The organism is Treponema socranskii subsp. buccale (genome assembly GCF_024181585.1).
In the GTDB taxonomy this organism is placed as follows: domain Bacteria; phylum Spirochaetota; class Spirochaetia; order Treponematales; family Treponemataceae; genus Treponema_D; species Treponema_D buccale.
This window is the reverse complement of sequence record NZ_CP054258.1, coordinates 1,680,831-1,696,106: the sequence shown is the minus strand read 5'-3', so window position 1 is coordinate 1,696,106 and position 15,276 is coordinate 1,680,831. Positions and strand designations below refer to the sequence as shown.

Here is a 15,276-nt window from a genome sequence, read left to right as displayed (position 1 = left end):
GTCGGAACGTCGGAGTACAGCTCCGCGCTTCGAAGAGTGCGCAGGATCAAAAAACTTTTTCGGATGCTGATAATGTCCGAAAACGGGAGTTTCTATGTATAAAAAACTTATCGCGGTTGCCGTTCTTTCGGCAATGTTTTCGGTCGGAGCGCTTTTCGCGCAGTCTTCAAATGAAACGCAGAGCGCACCTGCTGTGGAATCGAAAGCTTCCGTGAGCGGCGGTATCCGCTACATCGCTGCGGCTCTTGCGGTCGGCATCGCGTGCATCGGCGGCGGTATGGCCGTCGGTAAAATCGGAGCGGCGGCTATGGGCGCGATGAGCGAAAACGCGAACCTTTCGGGAAAAGCGCTTCCTTTCGTCGGTCTTGCCGAAGGTATTTGCCTCTGGGGCTTTTTGATCGGATTCCTTATCATCAACTGATCGAGGATCATCGATTTGAACTATTTTGTGATCGGTGAACGCGAAATGGTTCTCGCATTCCGACTTGTCGGCGTCGACGGCGCAATAGCCGAAACGCGGCAGGAAGTGCTGGAATCGTTTAACCGCGTTACCGGCAGGGGCGGTCCCGTATCCGTTCCCGTTGAAAAGATTCCCCGCGTCCTCATTCTCACGGAAAGCGCCGCCTCGTATATTCAAGACGAAGAACTCGAATGGCAAAAGACGGCCGACTATCCGCTTATCGTAGAGATACCCGGTCTCGAAGGCCATTTGAGCGGGCGCAAAACGCTTACCGAAGCGATCGGGGAAGCAATCGGCGTAAAAATTTAAAGGATTGTTGTTATGGAAGAATTACGCTCGACCGAAGTTCTCGACAAAGAAATCGAAACGGACGCACGGAAAAAAGCGGAACGTATTTTGGCAAAAGCCGACAGCGACGGAAAAGCGCTCGTCGCCGATGTCGCGCGCCGCGTCGAAACATTAAAAGAAGAAAAAACCGCCGAATATCAAAAAAAGACGGAAAGCTATCAAGCCGACAGAGACGCCGTCGTCCCGCTTGAAAAAGAGCGTTTTCTCGTTTCGTTTATCGAAGGCGCGATTGTCAAAGCGATCGATTCGTACCTCGACGCGCTGGGGGAGGAAAAGCGTATCGCGCTCGCCGTACGCCGATGGAACGCGTATAAGGCGGTTGTCGCTTCGCAAAAAGTGAACGCGCTCGTGTTCGGCTTCGATGCCGCGCGCGCGGAAGCTGCTTTGAAAAAAGCAGGCGTGCCGCTTGTATCCTGTACCTCTGTCGCGTACGAAAAGAGCGGCGACGAAGGAATCGACGGTTTGACATTTAAAGAGGGCATCATCCTCGAAACGGAAGATACAACGATCCGCTGCCGTCTGACGCTTTCGCAAATTGTCGGCGAGCTTGAAACGGAACACCGCGCGGAACTCGCCAAAGCTCTGTTCGGCGGGAGGTTTAATTCATGACTGTTGAAGGGAAAATTACGCGCATCTCCGGCCCCATCGTTTTTGCCGAGGGGCTCGACGAATGCGGATTATACGATGTCGTCGATGTCGGTGAAAAAAAACTCATCGGCGAAATCATCAGGCAAAATACAGGCAAAGCAACCGTTCAGGTTTACGAAGACGACACAGGTATGCGCGTCGGTGAAAAGATCGTAAGCTACGGACGTCCGCTGTCGCTCAGGCTCGGGCCGGGTCTTGTCGGCACGATTTACGACGGCATCCAGCGCCCGCTCGAATCGATGTACGAAGACGGGACTGCGTTTTTGCTTCCGGGTCAGCGCACCGAACCGCTCGACACGAAAAAGACCTGGCACTTCGATGCCGGAAAAACTTCCGACGGAAAAACGATCGGGGAGGGCTCTCCGATAGCGCCGGGATCCGCGCTCGGGACGGTGCAGGAAACGCCGTCCGTTTTGCATACGATTATGGTGCCGCCCTATATCCGCGGGCGCGTGCTTAAAACATTTAAAGGAAGCTGCGATTGTACCGTCGACGACGTCATTGCGACGACGGAATTGGACGAAGAGATAAAACTTTCGCAGTATTGGCCGGTTCGCACTCCGCGTCCCTATACCGATAAGCTTACGGTATCCCAGCCCCTCGTTACGGGGCTCCGCGTTATCGACGTGTTTTTCCCGCTGTCGAAGGGCGGTACGGCTGCTATCCCCGGCGGCTTCGGTACGGGCAAAACGATGACGCAGCATGCCATTGCAAAGTGGTGCGACGCGGATCTCATCGTCTACATCGGCTGCGGAGAGCGCGGAAACGAAATGACCGACGTTCTCACCGAATTCCCCGAAATCGTCGATCCGCGGACGGGACGTTCCATTATGGAACGCACGATCCTCATCGCAAATACGTCGAATATGCCCGTTGCCGCGCGCGAAGTGTCGCTGTATTCGGGCATCACGCTCGCCGAATATTACCGCGATATGGGTATGGCGGTCGCGATCATGGCCGATTCGACGAGCCGCTGGGCGGAAGCGCTCCGCGAGCTTTCCGGCCGCATGGAAGAGATGCCTGCCGAAGAAGGCTTTCCCGCCTACCTCCCGACGCGACTTGCAAGTTTTTACGAGCGGGCGGGACGCATCAATTCGCTGTGCGGGAGGGAAGGATCTGTTTCCGTTATCGGCGCGGTTTCTCCTCCGGGAGGCGATTTTTCCGAGCCCGTCACTCAGCACACAAAGCGATTTATCCGCTGCTTTTGGGCGCTCGATCGGGATTTGGCAAACGCGCGCCATTATCCGGCTATCGGCTGGATCGATTCGTATTCCGAATATGCCGACGAAGTGAAGGGCTGGTGGGAACGCCACAACCCCGAGTGGTCGTCGGTGCGCACCGGAGCGCTCGATCTTTTAAAACGGGAACAGCACCTGCAGCAAATCGTGCGCCTCATCGGTCCCGACGCGCTTCCCGACGCCGACCGCCTCGTGCTTTCGGTTGCGGAAATGATTAAAAACGGATTTTTGCAGCAGGATCAATTCGACGAAATCGACGCGTACTGCGTTTCGAAAAAACAGATTGCAATCCTCGTGCTCATTATGGACTATTATTCGGAGGCGCTTGCGCTCGTAAAAAGCGGCGCACCCCTGGTCAAATTGACGGGGCTGCCGGTACGCGAAGAGATCATGCGCATCAAGTCGAAGTACACGAACGACGAAGCCGATAAAATTCAGGACGTAAAAGTGCACCTTGAAAATCAGCTCGACGAATTGAGACGGCTCTATCGAAGGACAGGCAGCGTATGAAAGGAATAGAATACCGCGGAATGACGTCGGTCGACGGTCCTATCGTCATCGTCCGCCGAACCGAAAATATTTTTTACCTCGAAACGGTGTGCGTGCGGGACAGAAACGGAAACAAGCGTATCGGGCGCGTCATGGATCTTTCCGAAGACGCGGCGGTCGTTCAGATTTTCGGCAATACGACCGGCCTCGACCTCGATGCGACGACCTACGAATTCCTCGACACGCCGCTCGAACTGCGCGTCGGTGAAGGTTTGCTCGGACGCATCTTCAACGGCTTAGGCGATCCTATCGACGGATACCCCCCCATCGTATCGTCGGAACTCGTCAATATAAACGGAAACCCGATCAATCCCTATGCGCGTATCTACCCGCGCGATTTTATCCAAACGGGTATTTCGGCGATCGACGGCATGAACTCGCTCGTGCGCGGACAAAAGCTTCCGATTTTCAGCGGCAACGGTTTACCGCACAATAAGCTCGCCGCGCAGATTATCCGTCAGGCAAAGCTCCGCTCGAGCGACGAACAGTTCGTCATGGTCTTTGCCGGCATGGGAATCAAATACGATATCGCGCGCTTTTTTACCGACACCTTTGAAGAATCGGGCGTCCTTTCGAAAGTCGTCATGTTTCAGTCGCTTGCCGACGCTCCGTCCATCGAACGCATCATCACGCCGAGGTGTGCGCTTACGGCGGCGGAATACCTCGCGTTCAAAAAAGGCATGCACGTTCTCGTCGTGCTCACCGATATGACGAATTACTGCGAAGCGCTCCGCGAAATCTCGACGACGCGTGGCGAAGTACCCGGCCGCAAAGGGTATCCCGGCTACCTCTATTCCGATCTCGCGGAACTTTACGAACGGGCGGGGCGCATCAAGGGCTCGGCCGGTTCGATCACGCAGATTCCGATTTTGACGATGCCGAACGACGACATATCGCATCCTATTCCCGACTTGACCGGCTATATCACCGAAGGGCAGATCGTTCTCGACAGAGAGCTTTCGCAAAAAGGATTGTATCCGCCCGTCGCGGGGCTTCCGAGCCTTTCACGCCTCATGAAAGACGGTATCGGAGTTGCAAAGGACGGCAGGGTCATGACGCGGGAAGATCACGCGAACGTTTCGAGCCAGCTTTTCGCTTCGTATTCGAAAGTAAAGTCGGTGCGGAACCTCGCGGCGATTATCGGCGACGAAGAGCTTTCGCCGCTCGACCGCGAGTACCTCAAGTTCGGCGATAAATTCGAAAACGAATTTTTGATGCAGGGCGAATACGAAAACCGCACGATAGAACAGACGCTCGACTTGGGCTGGAAGATTTTGGCGACGCTGCCGCGCGAAGAGCTCTACCGCATCAAACCGGAATATATCGAAAAGTATATGCCGAAAAGCGAAGACGAAAGCGGAGATGCGGAGCGGAACTAGCCTATGGCAAAACTGAATATTGCGCCGACAAAATCGAATCTCCTCGCCATGAAAGAGCAGCTTGCCGTGTCCAAAAACGGCTACGATCTCTTGGAACAAAAGCGTGAAATCCTCGTCATGGAACTCATGCACATGGTCGAAAACGTCAAGCTCCTCGAGCACGACATCGACAAAGTGATCGACGAAGCGTATCCCGCGTTTCGGAAAATGCTTGCGAGCATGGGAAGCGATCAAGTCGAGCGCATATCGCACGGCGTGCACTACGATTTTGTCATACACGAAAAGCAGGAAACGCTCGGCGGCATGTCGTTCAAATCGCTCGATGTCGAACTGCCGAAAAAAGAATTGTTTTATTCGTTTATGGGCACTTCATCCGACAGCGATAAAGCGATGGATCTCTTTTTTCGGCTGCTCGCGCTTTTGACGAAAATGGCGTCGATCCGCACGATCGTATGGCGGCTCGCGGGCGAAGTGAAAAAAACGCAGCGGCGGGTCAACGCGCTCGACAAAATGATCATCCCGCAGACGAGCGAAACGAAAAAATATATCGAAAGCGTACTTGAAGAGCGTGATCGTGAAAATATCTTTACGCTCAAAGCGCTTAAAAACCGCAACAGGCGATAGCCGATAGTCGATGGAGGTAGGATACAAAGCGGCGTCTGAAACAGCGCCGCCGCTTTGTATCTCGAGTTTGCGTATAAATTTGTCGGGGATGCAAAATTTATTGTTTTGTCCGGGATCGGATGAATAGATACTGTTGTATTCCCGCAAACTCGATTATTTACGAGTGCGCATCTGCGCACGGCTAAAAACTTTTTCGGAAGCCTATGCTTCCTGCAAAAGTTTTTATGGAGGTATGCAATGAGTAAACCGCTTTTCAGCCGTATTCTTGTCGCCGTCAACGGATCCGAAGCTTCTATTCACGCTGCAATGTACGGCATCATTATGGCAAAGACCTATCACCTCGATCTGAAGTTTATATACGTCGTCGATACCGCGACGATCAAGCGCCTGACGCTGTCGAAATTTTTTGCAAGCGACGAGCGTAAGATATATGAAGAGAATCTCATCGCCGACGGAAAAAAATATCTCGCATATACCGGAGATTTGGCAAAGTCGAAAGGCGTTACCGCCGAAACGGAACTGCTCAACGGATCCGTATGGGCGGAGATCGTCAAAGCGGCCGACGACTACAACGCGGACTTTATCCTCCTCGGCGGAAAAATACGTGACGTATCGTATACGCCTTCAGGCTCAAACCGAAGCGATGTCGTTTCTCTCGACCAAAGCCAAACGATCGCCGCCGCGAAGTGTTCCGTCATCGTCGTCAAGCAAAAAGACATAGAGCAATTATTTAAAATCGCATAAGGGTACGGCCGCTTGGAAAACTGCTACGAAATCCTCGGCGTAGCGCACGATGCGTCGGCGTCGGAGATAAAACGCGCGTTCAGACAAAAAGCGAAAGAGTATCATCCCGATACGGCGAAAAAAAGCGATGCCGAAACGACCGCCCTGTTCCGCCGTCTTGTGCAAGCCTACGACATCCTTTCCGATGCGAGACAGCGTTCCATATTTGACAATTCTTTTTTCAGCCGCTATCATATACGAAAAGCCCGCACAAATTCGTTCGATTATCATGCGTGGCTTTCGGAACGCAGTGACGATGAAAGCAGGGCAAAGCTCATATTTTGGGATTTGATGCATCACCGCGAAGACGAAGCCGTTTCGGAATTCAAACACATGATGACTTCTCGTCCGAGCTTTAATCTTGAAAGATGGTTTTCGCGCGAAGACTTTATGGATTACGGCTACATCCTTGCCGAAGAGCTTACGGTGCGCGGCGAATTTTACGATGCGTTTTTGCTGCTCGAGCGGATTATTAAAATGGAATACAAGAGCGATTATTTCAGGCTCTTTTTTCCGGAGGTGATTTCGTTTGCGCTCCATATTTTAAAAAGCAATATCGAGGGAAATACGAGCGACGAGCTTGCCCTCGACGCGTGGGAGCGGGCTCTCGATCTTAAGTTTTCGGCGGCGGACGATTCGTTTTTTTTGAAAAAGATGGCGAAAGCTTATCTCAGGCTCGGCGATCGTCACACGGCGGACATCTGCTTTGAAGAGAGCGAACGATTGATAAAAAAGGATCAATTTCGAGTTTAATAAAACTTGAAATTTTCCGACCATTTGTTATGATAACTGAATGGCGAGTTTTGAAAATAAATAAAACTTGTGTGGAAGCGAGGTTCCGACTGCGTGCCGTTTCGAGCGTTTGGCTTACGGAAGCCTGCCCTAAAAGCTCGACCGCGGCTAAGCGGGCGGGTTCTCGCTGACAGCACAGCGTTATTAGTTAATGCTTTCAAAACTTGCCATTCGAACACGAGGTGTTTATGATACGGTTAAAGAATGACGATGAAATCGCAGGTATCAGAAAATCCTGTCACCTGCTTGCGGATATGTTCAACGAAATCCTCCCGCGCGTAAAAGCGGGTATGTCGACGAAGGATGTCGACGATATGTGCAAGCATTTTATGCTGTCCCATCACGGTAAACCCGCGTGGTACCGCGAAAACTTTCCCGGAGCCGTGTGCGTCAGCATCAATGAAGAGGTCATACACGGCGTTCCATCAACGAAAAAAATAATCCACGACGGTGATTTGGTTTCGATCGACGCGGGAATCGATTTGGACGGTTTTATCAGCGATTCGACGCACACGGTGCAGGTCGGAAACGTCCGTCCCGAATGGAAAGCGCTCGACGACGTAACGAGGGAATGCCTTGCCGCGGGGATCGCCGCCTGCGTCGTCGGAAACAGGATCCACGATATTTCAAACGCTGTCAACGATATCGCCGTGAGTCACAACTACGGCGTTGTCTACGAATACTGCGGTCACGGCGTCGGTCTCGACGTGCACGAAGATCCGTCGATCCCGAATTGCCCCTCGGGGCCGAATCCGCGCATTCAGGCGGGTATGGTGCTCGCAATCGAACCGATGATCAATCTCGGAACGGCGGACGTCGTGACGGCGGATAACGGCTGGACTGTGCTGACCGCCGACGGAAAAGCGTCCGCGCACGAAGAGCACACCGTCGCGGTTTTCAAAGACCGTACGGAAATACTTACCGCGCTCGATTATGCCGGGTGACGGTAAATGAAACGGCGCAAGGCTTGACCTTGCGCCTGCTTTGAACTTCTTGTTAGGCGATTCTACTTTTTACAAACGGATGATTTTGAATAAGCGAATAACATAACTGGGCAGCTTTGTCTAAAATTTCGGGATAAAGATCGTTTCCCCCGAATGTTTGAAAAGGTGATTTCAATGTAGAGTCTAAAAGATTCTCATCGCGGACACTATCCAGTCCGCCTGTTTTTTCGATAAGAGAACTATGAAGCTTTAAGGACTTGCTCCTAAGACTTGCTCATACTTGACAAACAAACCAATATATGGTTACAATGTATAAGGCGGATAGATGTACAGGGTAATACAAAAAAAGAAAATACTGAAAGCGGTTTTGAAAATGCCGGAACGAGAACAGGAATTGTTTTCATACTTGTTGGAAGATCTGCAGGAAACCGGCCCGATACAAAAAGGCTGGCCGAATTTCAGTATGCTTGGAAAAAACAAATACCACTGCCATTTATCATATCATTGGGTTGCCTGTTGGAAGGAAACGATCAAAGGAATCGAACTGGAGGTATATTATGCAGGTAGTCGTGAAAACGCCCCCTATAAAAATTGAAGGTGATATACCGCAAGACTTACTCACGTTTGTAAAAAAACGTTATCCTCATGCTACGGTTGAAGAAGATGATGACGAAGCATATGTGGAAATAACGGAAACCGACTGGTATAAAAATATTGTAAAGGATCGGACACCGCAAAAGACGTTGAAGCTGTTTCGCTATCGCGATAATCTGACCCAGGCGGCTTTAGCAAAAAAATTGGGGATCCCTGCACAACACGTTTCCGGAATGGAAACCGGCCATAGAACGATAAGTCCTCGTATGGCTCGGAAACTCGGCGAAATATTCGGTACGAAGTATCAAAATTTTTTATAAACAAGAAGGCATGATATGAAAAAGATGATGATCGGATGATGCTTATTGCAGCGCTCAGTCTGTTTGCCGGCTGCAGCAACAGTGCTTCAGGCAGTGATGACGCTGAAGTCGATTATGCGGCACGACTGCTCGGTACGTGGTACACGCCGGGCTACGATGGCGGTCAATATATTCCCGTCACTGATGAAATACGTACTCCTTCCCTTATAAATATAAAGCAAAAGTTACATTTACCAGAACAGAGTATGTTGTAGAAATAGACTATGAAGATTCTTCCGATGTAAAAAACCGAACGCCGCTTTACGACAGCCGGCTTTTTATTGTCGTTATTGCTGATTATACGAACAATTTCGCGTTTCCGTATAGACGGGGATCGTTATCTTTTTGTTCTGCCGTTGTGCGTATAATTCAACTCCAGATTATCTGTATGTGCAAACATCACAACGGTTTTATCGAGCGCTACTCTTGCTTCGGCATCGATATTTTGAGGCTTTACGCTCACAGTATCATTGCCACGTATAGATAGGCAGGGACAATAGTACCATGCGCATGATTCGAATTCTTTCGCATTGATGACTTTACCGTCGAGTGACGGATCGCGTTTTTTTGAAAAACAACCCCTTTGCGTCCCGTTTTCTCCGTTATCGCTCCATATCAACGTATATTTATACTTGCTGTACGGTCAGAGCGATGAAGAAGTATTTTCATCTATCTTGTCAACAGTAAAACCCTTGTAACCGAGAATGACATACTCACTACAGTTATGGTGAGAACCGCTTCTCGTCCTCAAACAGTCTGCTTTCTTGTATTCCTTACTCTAGTATTTTTCCTTATTATTTTTAAGGGGGGGGGATAGAGATGCCTATAAAATAAACAGGGCTTACGCATGAGAATCTATATTCCCCAAAAAATAACCATTACCGTAAAAAAATCGGCTACACTCCCGGCAGCAGCCCTGCCGTTCGCCGCGGCAGACCGTGATTGGAATCGGACTGCGCGAACTTTTTTGCCAAAAAGTTCGCTTGCCATCGGTCAGAGCGGCTCGGCGGCAGTACCGCTGCCTCGCGTTTCGCCTTTTTTATTTTATATTATGTCTCTTTTCTGTGTATACATTTTTCATGCGTAATCCCTGATAAAATAAAATAAAATTATTGACAGTAACATATATCCGTGATATAATACCACTATCTTATTTAAATAATTATCAAATGGAAAATAAATAGGTGTTTAGTAAAGTAAAAGAAAACAGAGCTTTAGCACAAAATGATCAAAAATCTAATTCTATGATTATTGTTGTATAAAGGGATGCGTACAGAATAACACATAAACGCCAAGATTGCTGGAACTTCATAAACTATAATGAAAATCAAAGGAGGAAAAAAACTATGTTCAAGAAGGTAAAGAAAATTATACTTTCTAAAAAGGATGCGAAAGCTAATGCCGTTATCGTTGTTTGTCAAAGAAGTCAGTGCAGAACAACACTTAAACGTCAAGATTGCTAATGAAGTATAAAAAAAATCCCAAGATATTTGGGATTTTTTTTATTAGAAGGTATGATAAAAAAGGTAACCGAACAAGCGGTAATGTGATAAGCTGAAGCGATTCAGCGGGTGCCAGGCAACAGCTCGACATATTTAGTTGAGGTCATGACCTCAGCAGAGTACAAGACTATAGGCTTTGCTGTGAAAATCGGGGTCGAGTCAACCAACAACACAAGGTTTTTCAAGAATTAGGTAGAGAAATCTGGTCAGAAGTAACGGTGATCAATACCTTGAAGTTCAAGGTACTAACGAATGGACCAAGAAAATCGACAAGCATGATATTTCTACAATTTCAAAGTTTCTTTCAAAAGATATGTTTCTTGAAAGCCATATCTGCAACAAGGAAACGGAAAACTGAGGCGGCTACTTTTGCTGAACAGGCTATTGTTACCATGAATTAAATAGCTTAGAAAGTCATCTTGTTCGTTGACTTTTTACGGAGAAGATATGCCAACAGAATACGATTTAGAAAATGGCATTTCTCTACCAGAGAAATTATTAGATAAGCCCGTGGATGGGTATCATATAATACTAGCACCTGATAACCCGAATTGGATTGTTCTGAATGATAAAGAATATAAGATGTTTCATTGGCTGCAAGAAGGAGCCTCCATAAGATTTGCATTGGAAAACTACTATATAGAGTATTGCCCGAATGAGGATGAATGCCTGAAAATCATGAAAAAGCTCCTCGAGCAAATTGATGATGTTGATTTTAGAGGTAATTCTGTTACAAATAAGGAAGAAGCAATAGAGAATATTACCAAAACAGTTCATATAGGAACAACCAATGGTTGCAATATGCATTGTCCACACTGTTATATGGCTGCTGGGACACAGCCACTTAAGACTGTAGATTTACAAAAAACGATTCAATTGATTTCTGAATTGCACGATTTCTATGGAGAACTTGAAGTCGTAGTTTCTGGAGGAGAGCCGCTTACATATACAAATATTGAATCCCTTCTGAAAGGCATACAAGAGAACCATGTTATACTTTTTACAAACGGTTCTTTGATATCAGAAAGAAACATTGATCTTATATGTGAATGTTGTGATGAAATTCAGATTAGTTTTGAAGCTGTCAGTAAAGAGTATTATGCTCCAATAAGGGGTGAGCAGAATTATGAGAATGCTCTTCATGCTATAGATCTTCTAAAAAGTCGTGGAAAAAGAATAGTACTAGCAACGACGATTCTTCCAAACACTTTGATTGATATTGAGAATAATTTAATCGGTTTTATAAAACATCTGGAATATGATAACCTTGAAGTCAGGTTAAGTGACGAAATAGAAATGGCGGGTAATGCACTTTTCATGGATATGTCTGGTTTTGATAAAAAATATTCAAGAGAGCTTGTTATTAAGCTAGTAAAGAAACTTAAGAATCTTGGATATTTAGTACAATCTTCTGATATTAGAAATATACGATTCACAAACTGTGGAATAGGTAGCAGTGTTTTAATTAATTATGATGGTAGAATTTATCCATGTCATAAAATTTCGTCATATTATTTTGAAGCTGGAATAAGTGCTAATGATATCATAAGAGAATTCAACAAGATAAATGTGGAAACATCAAATGATAAAATTTCTAAATGTCGATTTTGTGAACTTCGATATATATGCTCTGGCGGGTGTCGAATAGATAATTTGAATACCACGGGTAGTATGATTGAACCTATTTGTGATGATATATATAAAGAACGACAGTATCGTAGGTTGCTAAACGATTATAGAATGTATCGAGAAAACAGGTGACTATATGGGAAATATAGAAAGTTATTCTGTGCATAGCATCGTAAAATATTATGAAAAACTTTCACAAAATGGACTGTTTAATTACGAGAAAGATATTCTCTCAAAATATTTTATAATTCCAGGAAAAATTCTTGATATCGGATGTGGTACGGGAAGAACTACAATTGCTCTTAGCAAGCTAGGTTATGACGTGATAGGGATAGATTACTCTTCAAAAATGATTGAAGAAGCAAAGAAAATGGCATCTTATATTAGATATTATGTACAAGACACAAGGGAATTATCATTTGATTCAGGATTATTCGATTATGCTCTGTTCTCATTTAATGGATTGATGTTACTTGAAACATACGCAGATCGAAAGAAAGCAACGCTAGAGATTTCCAGGGTTCTAAAATATAATGGATTGTTATTCTTTACCACTCCTTTTCTTGATAATAAAATTGAAAAGAAATATTGGGCAGAGAAAACTAGAGCGTTTAATAAACCTCTAGCACAATTCACTGATGAGGAGAGACTTATTTTAGGTGATTACGTTACAGATGAATGTAATGTGAAATTTCATTTACATATTCCTTTCATAAAAGAAATTATCGATTTAATGGACGAATGTGGTTATGAAATCATATACTCATGCAGAAGACTCGATGCGTTTTCAGAAGAACTACAAGAGAATGAATTAGATGATAATTATTTATGGGTTGTGAGGAAAACAGATGTATAGGTATAAGGGTATATCGACAAATAATTTAAAAAATATTTCAGTAGAATTCAATGATTATGAACTTATCTATATAGGCGGGGTAAGTGGAAGTGGTAAATCAAGTCTTGCTTTTGATACAATTGCTGCAATCAGTGAAAATGAATATGGAAGTCTTGTTAATGATAACAAAGTTTCTATCAAATATCGAATCAAAGACTATGGAAATGTTCTAGTAGCTGCAACATTAAAACAACTAAATTTTAATGTAAACCCTAGGTCAATAGTGCTGACCTATTTTGGATTGTATGAACATATGTCAAATATACTTAGTTATTGTACATCACTAACTTCAGACAAGTTTTCACTTAATGGGCCATGCAGATGCAGGAAATGTAATGGTATAGGCTATATAAAAATGATTGATGAGCTTCTGGTAGTGGATCCTGAGAAGACTTTGAAGGAAGTACCTTTTAGATGTTGGAATGCTTCTTATTCCGACTTCTTCACTCAGTTATTGTATAACTTCTGTAAAGAGAAAGGAATTGATGAGAAGAAGAGATTTTATGAATTGAATAAGGAAACGCAAAAAATGCTTTTGCATTCAAAAGGAGATGAAAAATATAAAATTACTTTTACTGTTAATGGGAGAAAGCGAACAAAGACTTCTGAATATATTGGCCCCATGCTTGGTATGGAATTGGGGAAAAAGGATATGTTCGGGTTAAATCAGGATAAATATTCAAAACAGCGTATCTGCCCAGTTTGTAATGGTAGCAGACTTATGGATTCCATCAACCATATAATCATTTTTGATAGAATAAATGTGGGTTTTATGCTTACAGAGAATATGGATGATATAGAAAAAATTCTAGAGAAGTTCAAATCGAGCATAAAGGAATCTGTGATAAAAACTTCTTGTAATTATATCTTAAAATTCATAAAAACTTGTAAAAGGTTAAATGTCTCTTATTTAAATTTCTCCCGTGGAATTAATACTTTGTCAGGTGGTGAATTACAGAGGCTGAGGATAGTTCATCTTTTGCTAGGAAGATTGAAAAATCTTCTTGTTGTTTTGGATGAACCAACAGGTTCATTGGATCAAAAGGAGGCAGATGCTCTTATTGAGATTATAAAAGAATTAAAAATAAATAATACTGTCATTGTTGTAGATCACAATGATAAATTAAGGAAAATTTCAGATCGTGCATATTTTCTTGGTCCCAAAAGTGGAATAAATGGAGGGCAGTTGATTACGGAAAAAGATTATATGAATATGCAGTCTGTATCTTATATAAAAGTAAAGTCAAAGTCAAAGAAAAAAATCAGTGTATCTTTGAAATCGGAATACGTAGATTATACCAATGAGCTTATATTTTATAAAGAAGCTTTGAATGGGTTATGCGGTTCATCAGGCATCGGAAAGAGTATAATACTAAGAGATATTTTGCCACATCAGCTGGATAGTTACAAGTATATTACTCAGAAACCAATAAAAGCTAACAGAACTTCTACTGTAGTTACTTATATGGAGATTCTTGATGAAGTGAGAATCTACTACGCTAAAAAAAATAAAAAAGATAAACAGATTTTTTCACTTTCCCAAGGTGGTGCATGTCCAAAATGCGGAGGGAAAGGCTGTTTTGTTATTGGCGATTTCTATGATGAAAAACTATATATAGATTGTGAGGAATGCAACGGTACGGGATATAGAGAATTGACTCTCAGTTATAATGTGAATGGCCTAAACATATATGAATTTCTTAACCAGAATATCAATCAAATTATTGAAAATGGAATGTCTATATCAAAAAAGTTTGATTATACAGTACAATTACTTGGAAAACTGGGGTTAGGCCATTTATCCTTGAATCAGAAGATTAGCTCATTATCAGGAGGAGAAAATCAAAGAATAAAACTTTCACAAGCACTAAAAAAGGGAAAAACAAAAATATTTGGATTAGATGAACCTTCGATGGGGCTTGGAAGAAAAGAAATGATAGATTTGATCTCAGTCATTTACGAAAACATTGAGAATTACGGTAAAACGTTCATTGTAATAGAACATAATACTGAGTTTCTAAATCTATGCCAATACGTGAATGAACTTGTTCGCGATAATAGGAAAGTAAAAGTTATACCTAGAAACGTCGGGCTGACCCAGTCATAAATTATGTGTAAATGGCATGGTTTGAAGGTAGATTTCCCTTGTCGAAGATCGTTTTTCTCCTGTTCACGGATATACTTCCGTATGACTTCTTCATCAAGTCCCACCGTCGAAACAAAATACCCTCGTGCCCACATATGCTGCCCGGTAAAGTACCTTTGTCGTTCTCCATACCGCCTTGCTCTATACAATGCACTTTTTCCCTTGATATATCCTATTACCTGTGCAACCGAATATTTCGGCAGTATCTCGATTAATATATGTATGTGATCGTTCAGCATATGGCTTTCAAAATTTTACTCTCCTTTTGTCCTGGCAAACGATGCAATTCTGCTAACAATTTTTCAAACTAACAAAATTTTATTAAGACTGCGGCGCTTTTTTGTAACACTTATCCTTCAATATGTATTATTTTAATAGTACGGGTG

15 protein-coding genes and 2 pseudogenes are annotated in these 15,276 nt (G+C 44.4%); 15 read left to right on the top strand and 2 right to left on the bottom strand.

The window, feature by feature from the left end:
- Positions 1–94 precede the first annotated feature (94 nt).
- The 9 genes from HRI97_RS07690 (at position 95) to map (ending at position 7,765) form a co-directional block, all read left to right on the top strand.
- The gene (locus tag HRI97_RS07690) at positions 95–421 is read left to right on the top strand and encodes an ATP synthase subunit C (protein ID WP_180485747.1); all 327 of its coding nucleotides are present in this window, start codon (positions 95–97) and stop codon (positions 419–421) included.
- A gap of 15 nt (positions 422–436) precedes the next feature.
- On the top strand, positions 437–769 hold the full coding sequence (locus tag HRI97_RS07685) for a V-type ATP synthase subunit F (RefSeq protein ID WP_016519702.1): 333 nt from the start codon (positions 437–439) through the stop codon (positions 767–769).
- A 12-nt stretch (positions 770–781) separates the two neighbouring features.
- A complete protein-coding gene (locus HRI97_RS07680) occupies positions 782–1,417 on the top strand; it encodes a hypothetical protein (RefSeq protein WP_253724921.1) in 636 nt (211 codons plus the stop codon).
- Complete coding sequence (locus tag HRI97_RS07675; protein ID WP_253724920.1) at positions 1,414–3,204, top strand: V-type ATP synthase subunit A; 1,791 nt, start codon at positions 1,414–1,416, stop codon at positions 3,202–3,204. Before HRI97_RS07680 ends, HRI97_RS07675 begins: the two co-directional genes overlap by 4 nt.
- On the top strand, positions 3,201–4,622 hold the full coding sequence (locus HRI97_RS07670) for a V-type ATP synthase subunit B (protein ID WP_253724919.1): 1,422 nt from the start codon (positions 3,201–3,203) through the stop codon (positions 4,620–4,622). Before HRI97_RS07675 ends, HRI97_RS07670 begins: the two co-directional genes overlap by 4 nt.
- A gap of 3 nt (positions 4,623–4,625) precedes the next feature.
- Positions 4,626–5,246, top strand: a complete 621-nt coding sequence (locus tag HRI97_RS07665; RefSeq protein ID WP_253724918.1) for a V-type ATP synthase subunit D — start codon at positions 4,626–4,628, stop codon at positions 5,244–5,246.
- 237 nt (positions 5,247–5,483) lie between these two features.
- Positions 5,484–5,990 carry a universal stress protein gene (locus HRI97_RS07660; RefSeq protein ID WP_180485762.1) on the top strand — a complete coding sequence of 169 codons (507 nt, stop codon included), beginning with the start codon at positions 5,484–5,486 and terminating at the stop codon, positions 5,988–5,990.
- Positions 5,991–6,002: 12 nt separating this feature from the next.
- Positions 6,003–6,782 carry a J domain-containing protein gene (locus HRI97_RS07655; protein ID WP_253724917.1) on the top strand — a complete coding sequence of 260 codons (780 nt, stop codon included), beginning with the start codon at positions 6,003–6,005 and terminating at the stop codon, positions 6,780–6,782.
- Positions 6,783–7,009: 227 nt separating this feature from the next.
- Positions 7,010–7,765 carry a type I methionyl aminopeptidase gene (gene map, locus HRI97_RS07650; protein WP_253724916.1) on the top strand — a complete coding sequence of 252 codons (756 nt, stop codon included), beginning with the start codon at positions 7,010–7,012 and terminating at the stop codon, positions 7,763–7,765.
- A 52-nt stretch (positions 7,766–7,817) separates the two neighbouring features.
- On the opposite strand, the pseudogene HRI97_RS12640 reads toward map, so the two are convergent.
- A pseudogene (locus HRI97_RS12640) lies at positions 7,818–8,006 on the bottom strand (type II toxin-antitoxin system death-on-curing family toxin); the annotation flags it as partial.
- 84 nt (positions 8,007–8,090) lie between these two features.
- On the opposite strand from HRI97_RS12640, the gene HRI97_RS07645 reads away from it, so the two are divergent.
- The 6 genes from HRI97_RS07645 to HRI97_RS07620 all read left to right on the top strand — a co-directional run bounded on the left by HRI97_RS07645 (position 8,091) and on the right by HRI97_RS07620 (position 14,851).
- Positions 8,091–8,360: a hypothetical protein gene (locus HRI97_RS07645; protein WP_253724915.1), complete on the top strand. Its 270-nt coding sequence runs from the start codon at positions 8,091–8,093 to the stop codon at positions 8,358–8,360.
- Positions 8,323–8,679 (top strand): helix-turn-helix transcriptional regulator, encoded by a 357-nt coding sequence (locus tag HRI97_RS07640; RefSeq protein WP_205075876.1) that lies wholly within the window; start codon positions 8,323–8,325, stop codon positions 8,677–8,679. The genes HRI97_RS07645 and HRI97_RS07640 overlap by 38 nt, the downstream gene beginning before the upstream one ends.
- Before the next feature lie 35 nt (positions 8,680–8,714).
- Positions 8,715–8,933, top strand: coding sequence for a hypothetical protein (locus HRI97_RS07635; protein ID WP_253724914.1), 219 nt, complete (start codon positions 8,715–8,717; stop codon positions 8,931–8,933).
- Between the two features lie 1,734 nt (positions 8,934–10,667).
- Complete coding sequence (locus HRI97_RS07630) at positions 10,668–11,981, top strand: radical SAM/SPASM domain-containing protein (RefSeq protein WP_253724913.1); 1,314 nt, start codon at positions 10,668–10,670, stop codon at positions 11,979–11,981.
- Between the two features lie 4 nt (positions 11,982–11,985).
- Positions 11,986–12,705 carry a class I SAM-dependent methyltransferase gene (locus HRI97_RS07625; protein ID WP_253724912.1) on the top strand — a complete coding sequence of 240 codons (720 nt, stop codon included), beginning with the start codon at positions 11,986–11,988 and terminating at the stop codon, positions 12,703–12,705.
- Positions 12,698–14,851: an excinuclease ABC subunit UvrA gene (locus HRI97_RS07620; RefSeq protein WP_253724911.1), complete on the top strand. Its 2,154-nt coding sequence runs from the start codon at positions 12,698–12,700 to the stop codon at positions 14,849–14,851. Before HRI97_RS07625 ends, HRI97_RS07620 begins: the two co-directional genes overlap by 8 nt.
- Before the next feature lie 41 nt (positions 14,852–14,892).
- Here the strand turns inward: HRI97_RS07620 and tnpA are convergent.
- A pseudogene (tnpA, locus tag HRI97_RS07615) lies at positions 14,893–15,185 on the bottom strand (IS200/IS605 family transposase); the annotation flags it as partial.
- Positions 15,186–15,276 lie beyond the last annotated feature (91 nt).

Coding starts and splice junctions, on each gene's coding strand:
- HRI97_RS07690 (WP_180485747.1), top strand. CDS start 95: ATGTATAAAAAACTTATCGCGGTTGCCGTTCTTTCGGCAATGTTTTCG.
- HRI97_RS07680 (WP_253724921.1), top strand. CDS start 782: ATGGAAGAATTACGCTCGACCGAAGTTCTCGACAAAGAAATCGAAACG.
- HRI97_RS07675 (WP_253724920.1), top strand. CDS start 1,414: ATGACTGTTGAAGGGAAAATTACGCGCATCTCCGGCCCCATCGTTTTT.
- HRI97_RS07670 (WP_253724919.1), top strand. CDS start 3,201: ATGAAAGGAATAGAATACCGCGGAATGACGTCGGTCGACGGTCCTATC.
- HRI97_RS07665 (WP_253724918.1), top strand. CDS start 4,626: ATGGCAAAACTGAATATTGCGCCGACAAAATCGAATCTCCTCGCCATG.
- HRI97_RS07660 (WP_180485762.1), top strand. CDS start 5,484: ATGAGTAAACCGCTTTTCAGCCGTATTCTTGTCGCCGTCAACGGATCC.
- map (WP_253724916.1), top strand. CDS start 7,010: ATGATACGGTTAAAGAATGACGATGAAATCGCAGGTATCAGAAAATCC.
- HRI97_RS07645 (WP_253724915.1), top strand. CDS start 8,091: ATGTACAGGGTAATACAAAAAAAGAAAATACTGAAAGCGGTTTTGAAA.
- HRI97_RS07640 (WP_205075876.1), top strand. CDS start 8,323: ATGCAGGTAGTCGTGAAAACGCCCCCTATAAAAATTGAAGGTGATATA.
- HRI97_RS07635 (WP_253724914.1), top strand. CDS start 8,715: ATGATGCTTATTGCAGCGCTCAGTCTGTTTGCCGGCTGCAGCAACAGT.
- HRI97_RS07630 (WP_253724913.1), top strand. CDS start 10,668: ATGCCAACAGAATACGATTTAGAAAATGGCATTTCTCTACCAGAGAAA.
- HRI97_RS07625 (WP_253724912.1), top strand. CDS start 11,986: ATGGGAAATATAGAAAGTTATTCTGTGCATAGCATCGTAAAATATTAT.
- HRI97_RS07620 (WP_253724911.1), top strand. CDS start 12,698: ATGTATAGGTATAAGGGTATATCGACAAATAATTTAAAAAATATTTCA.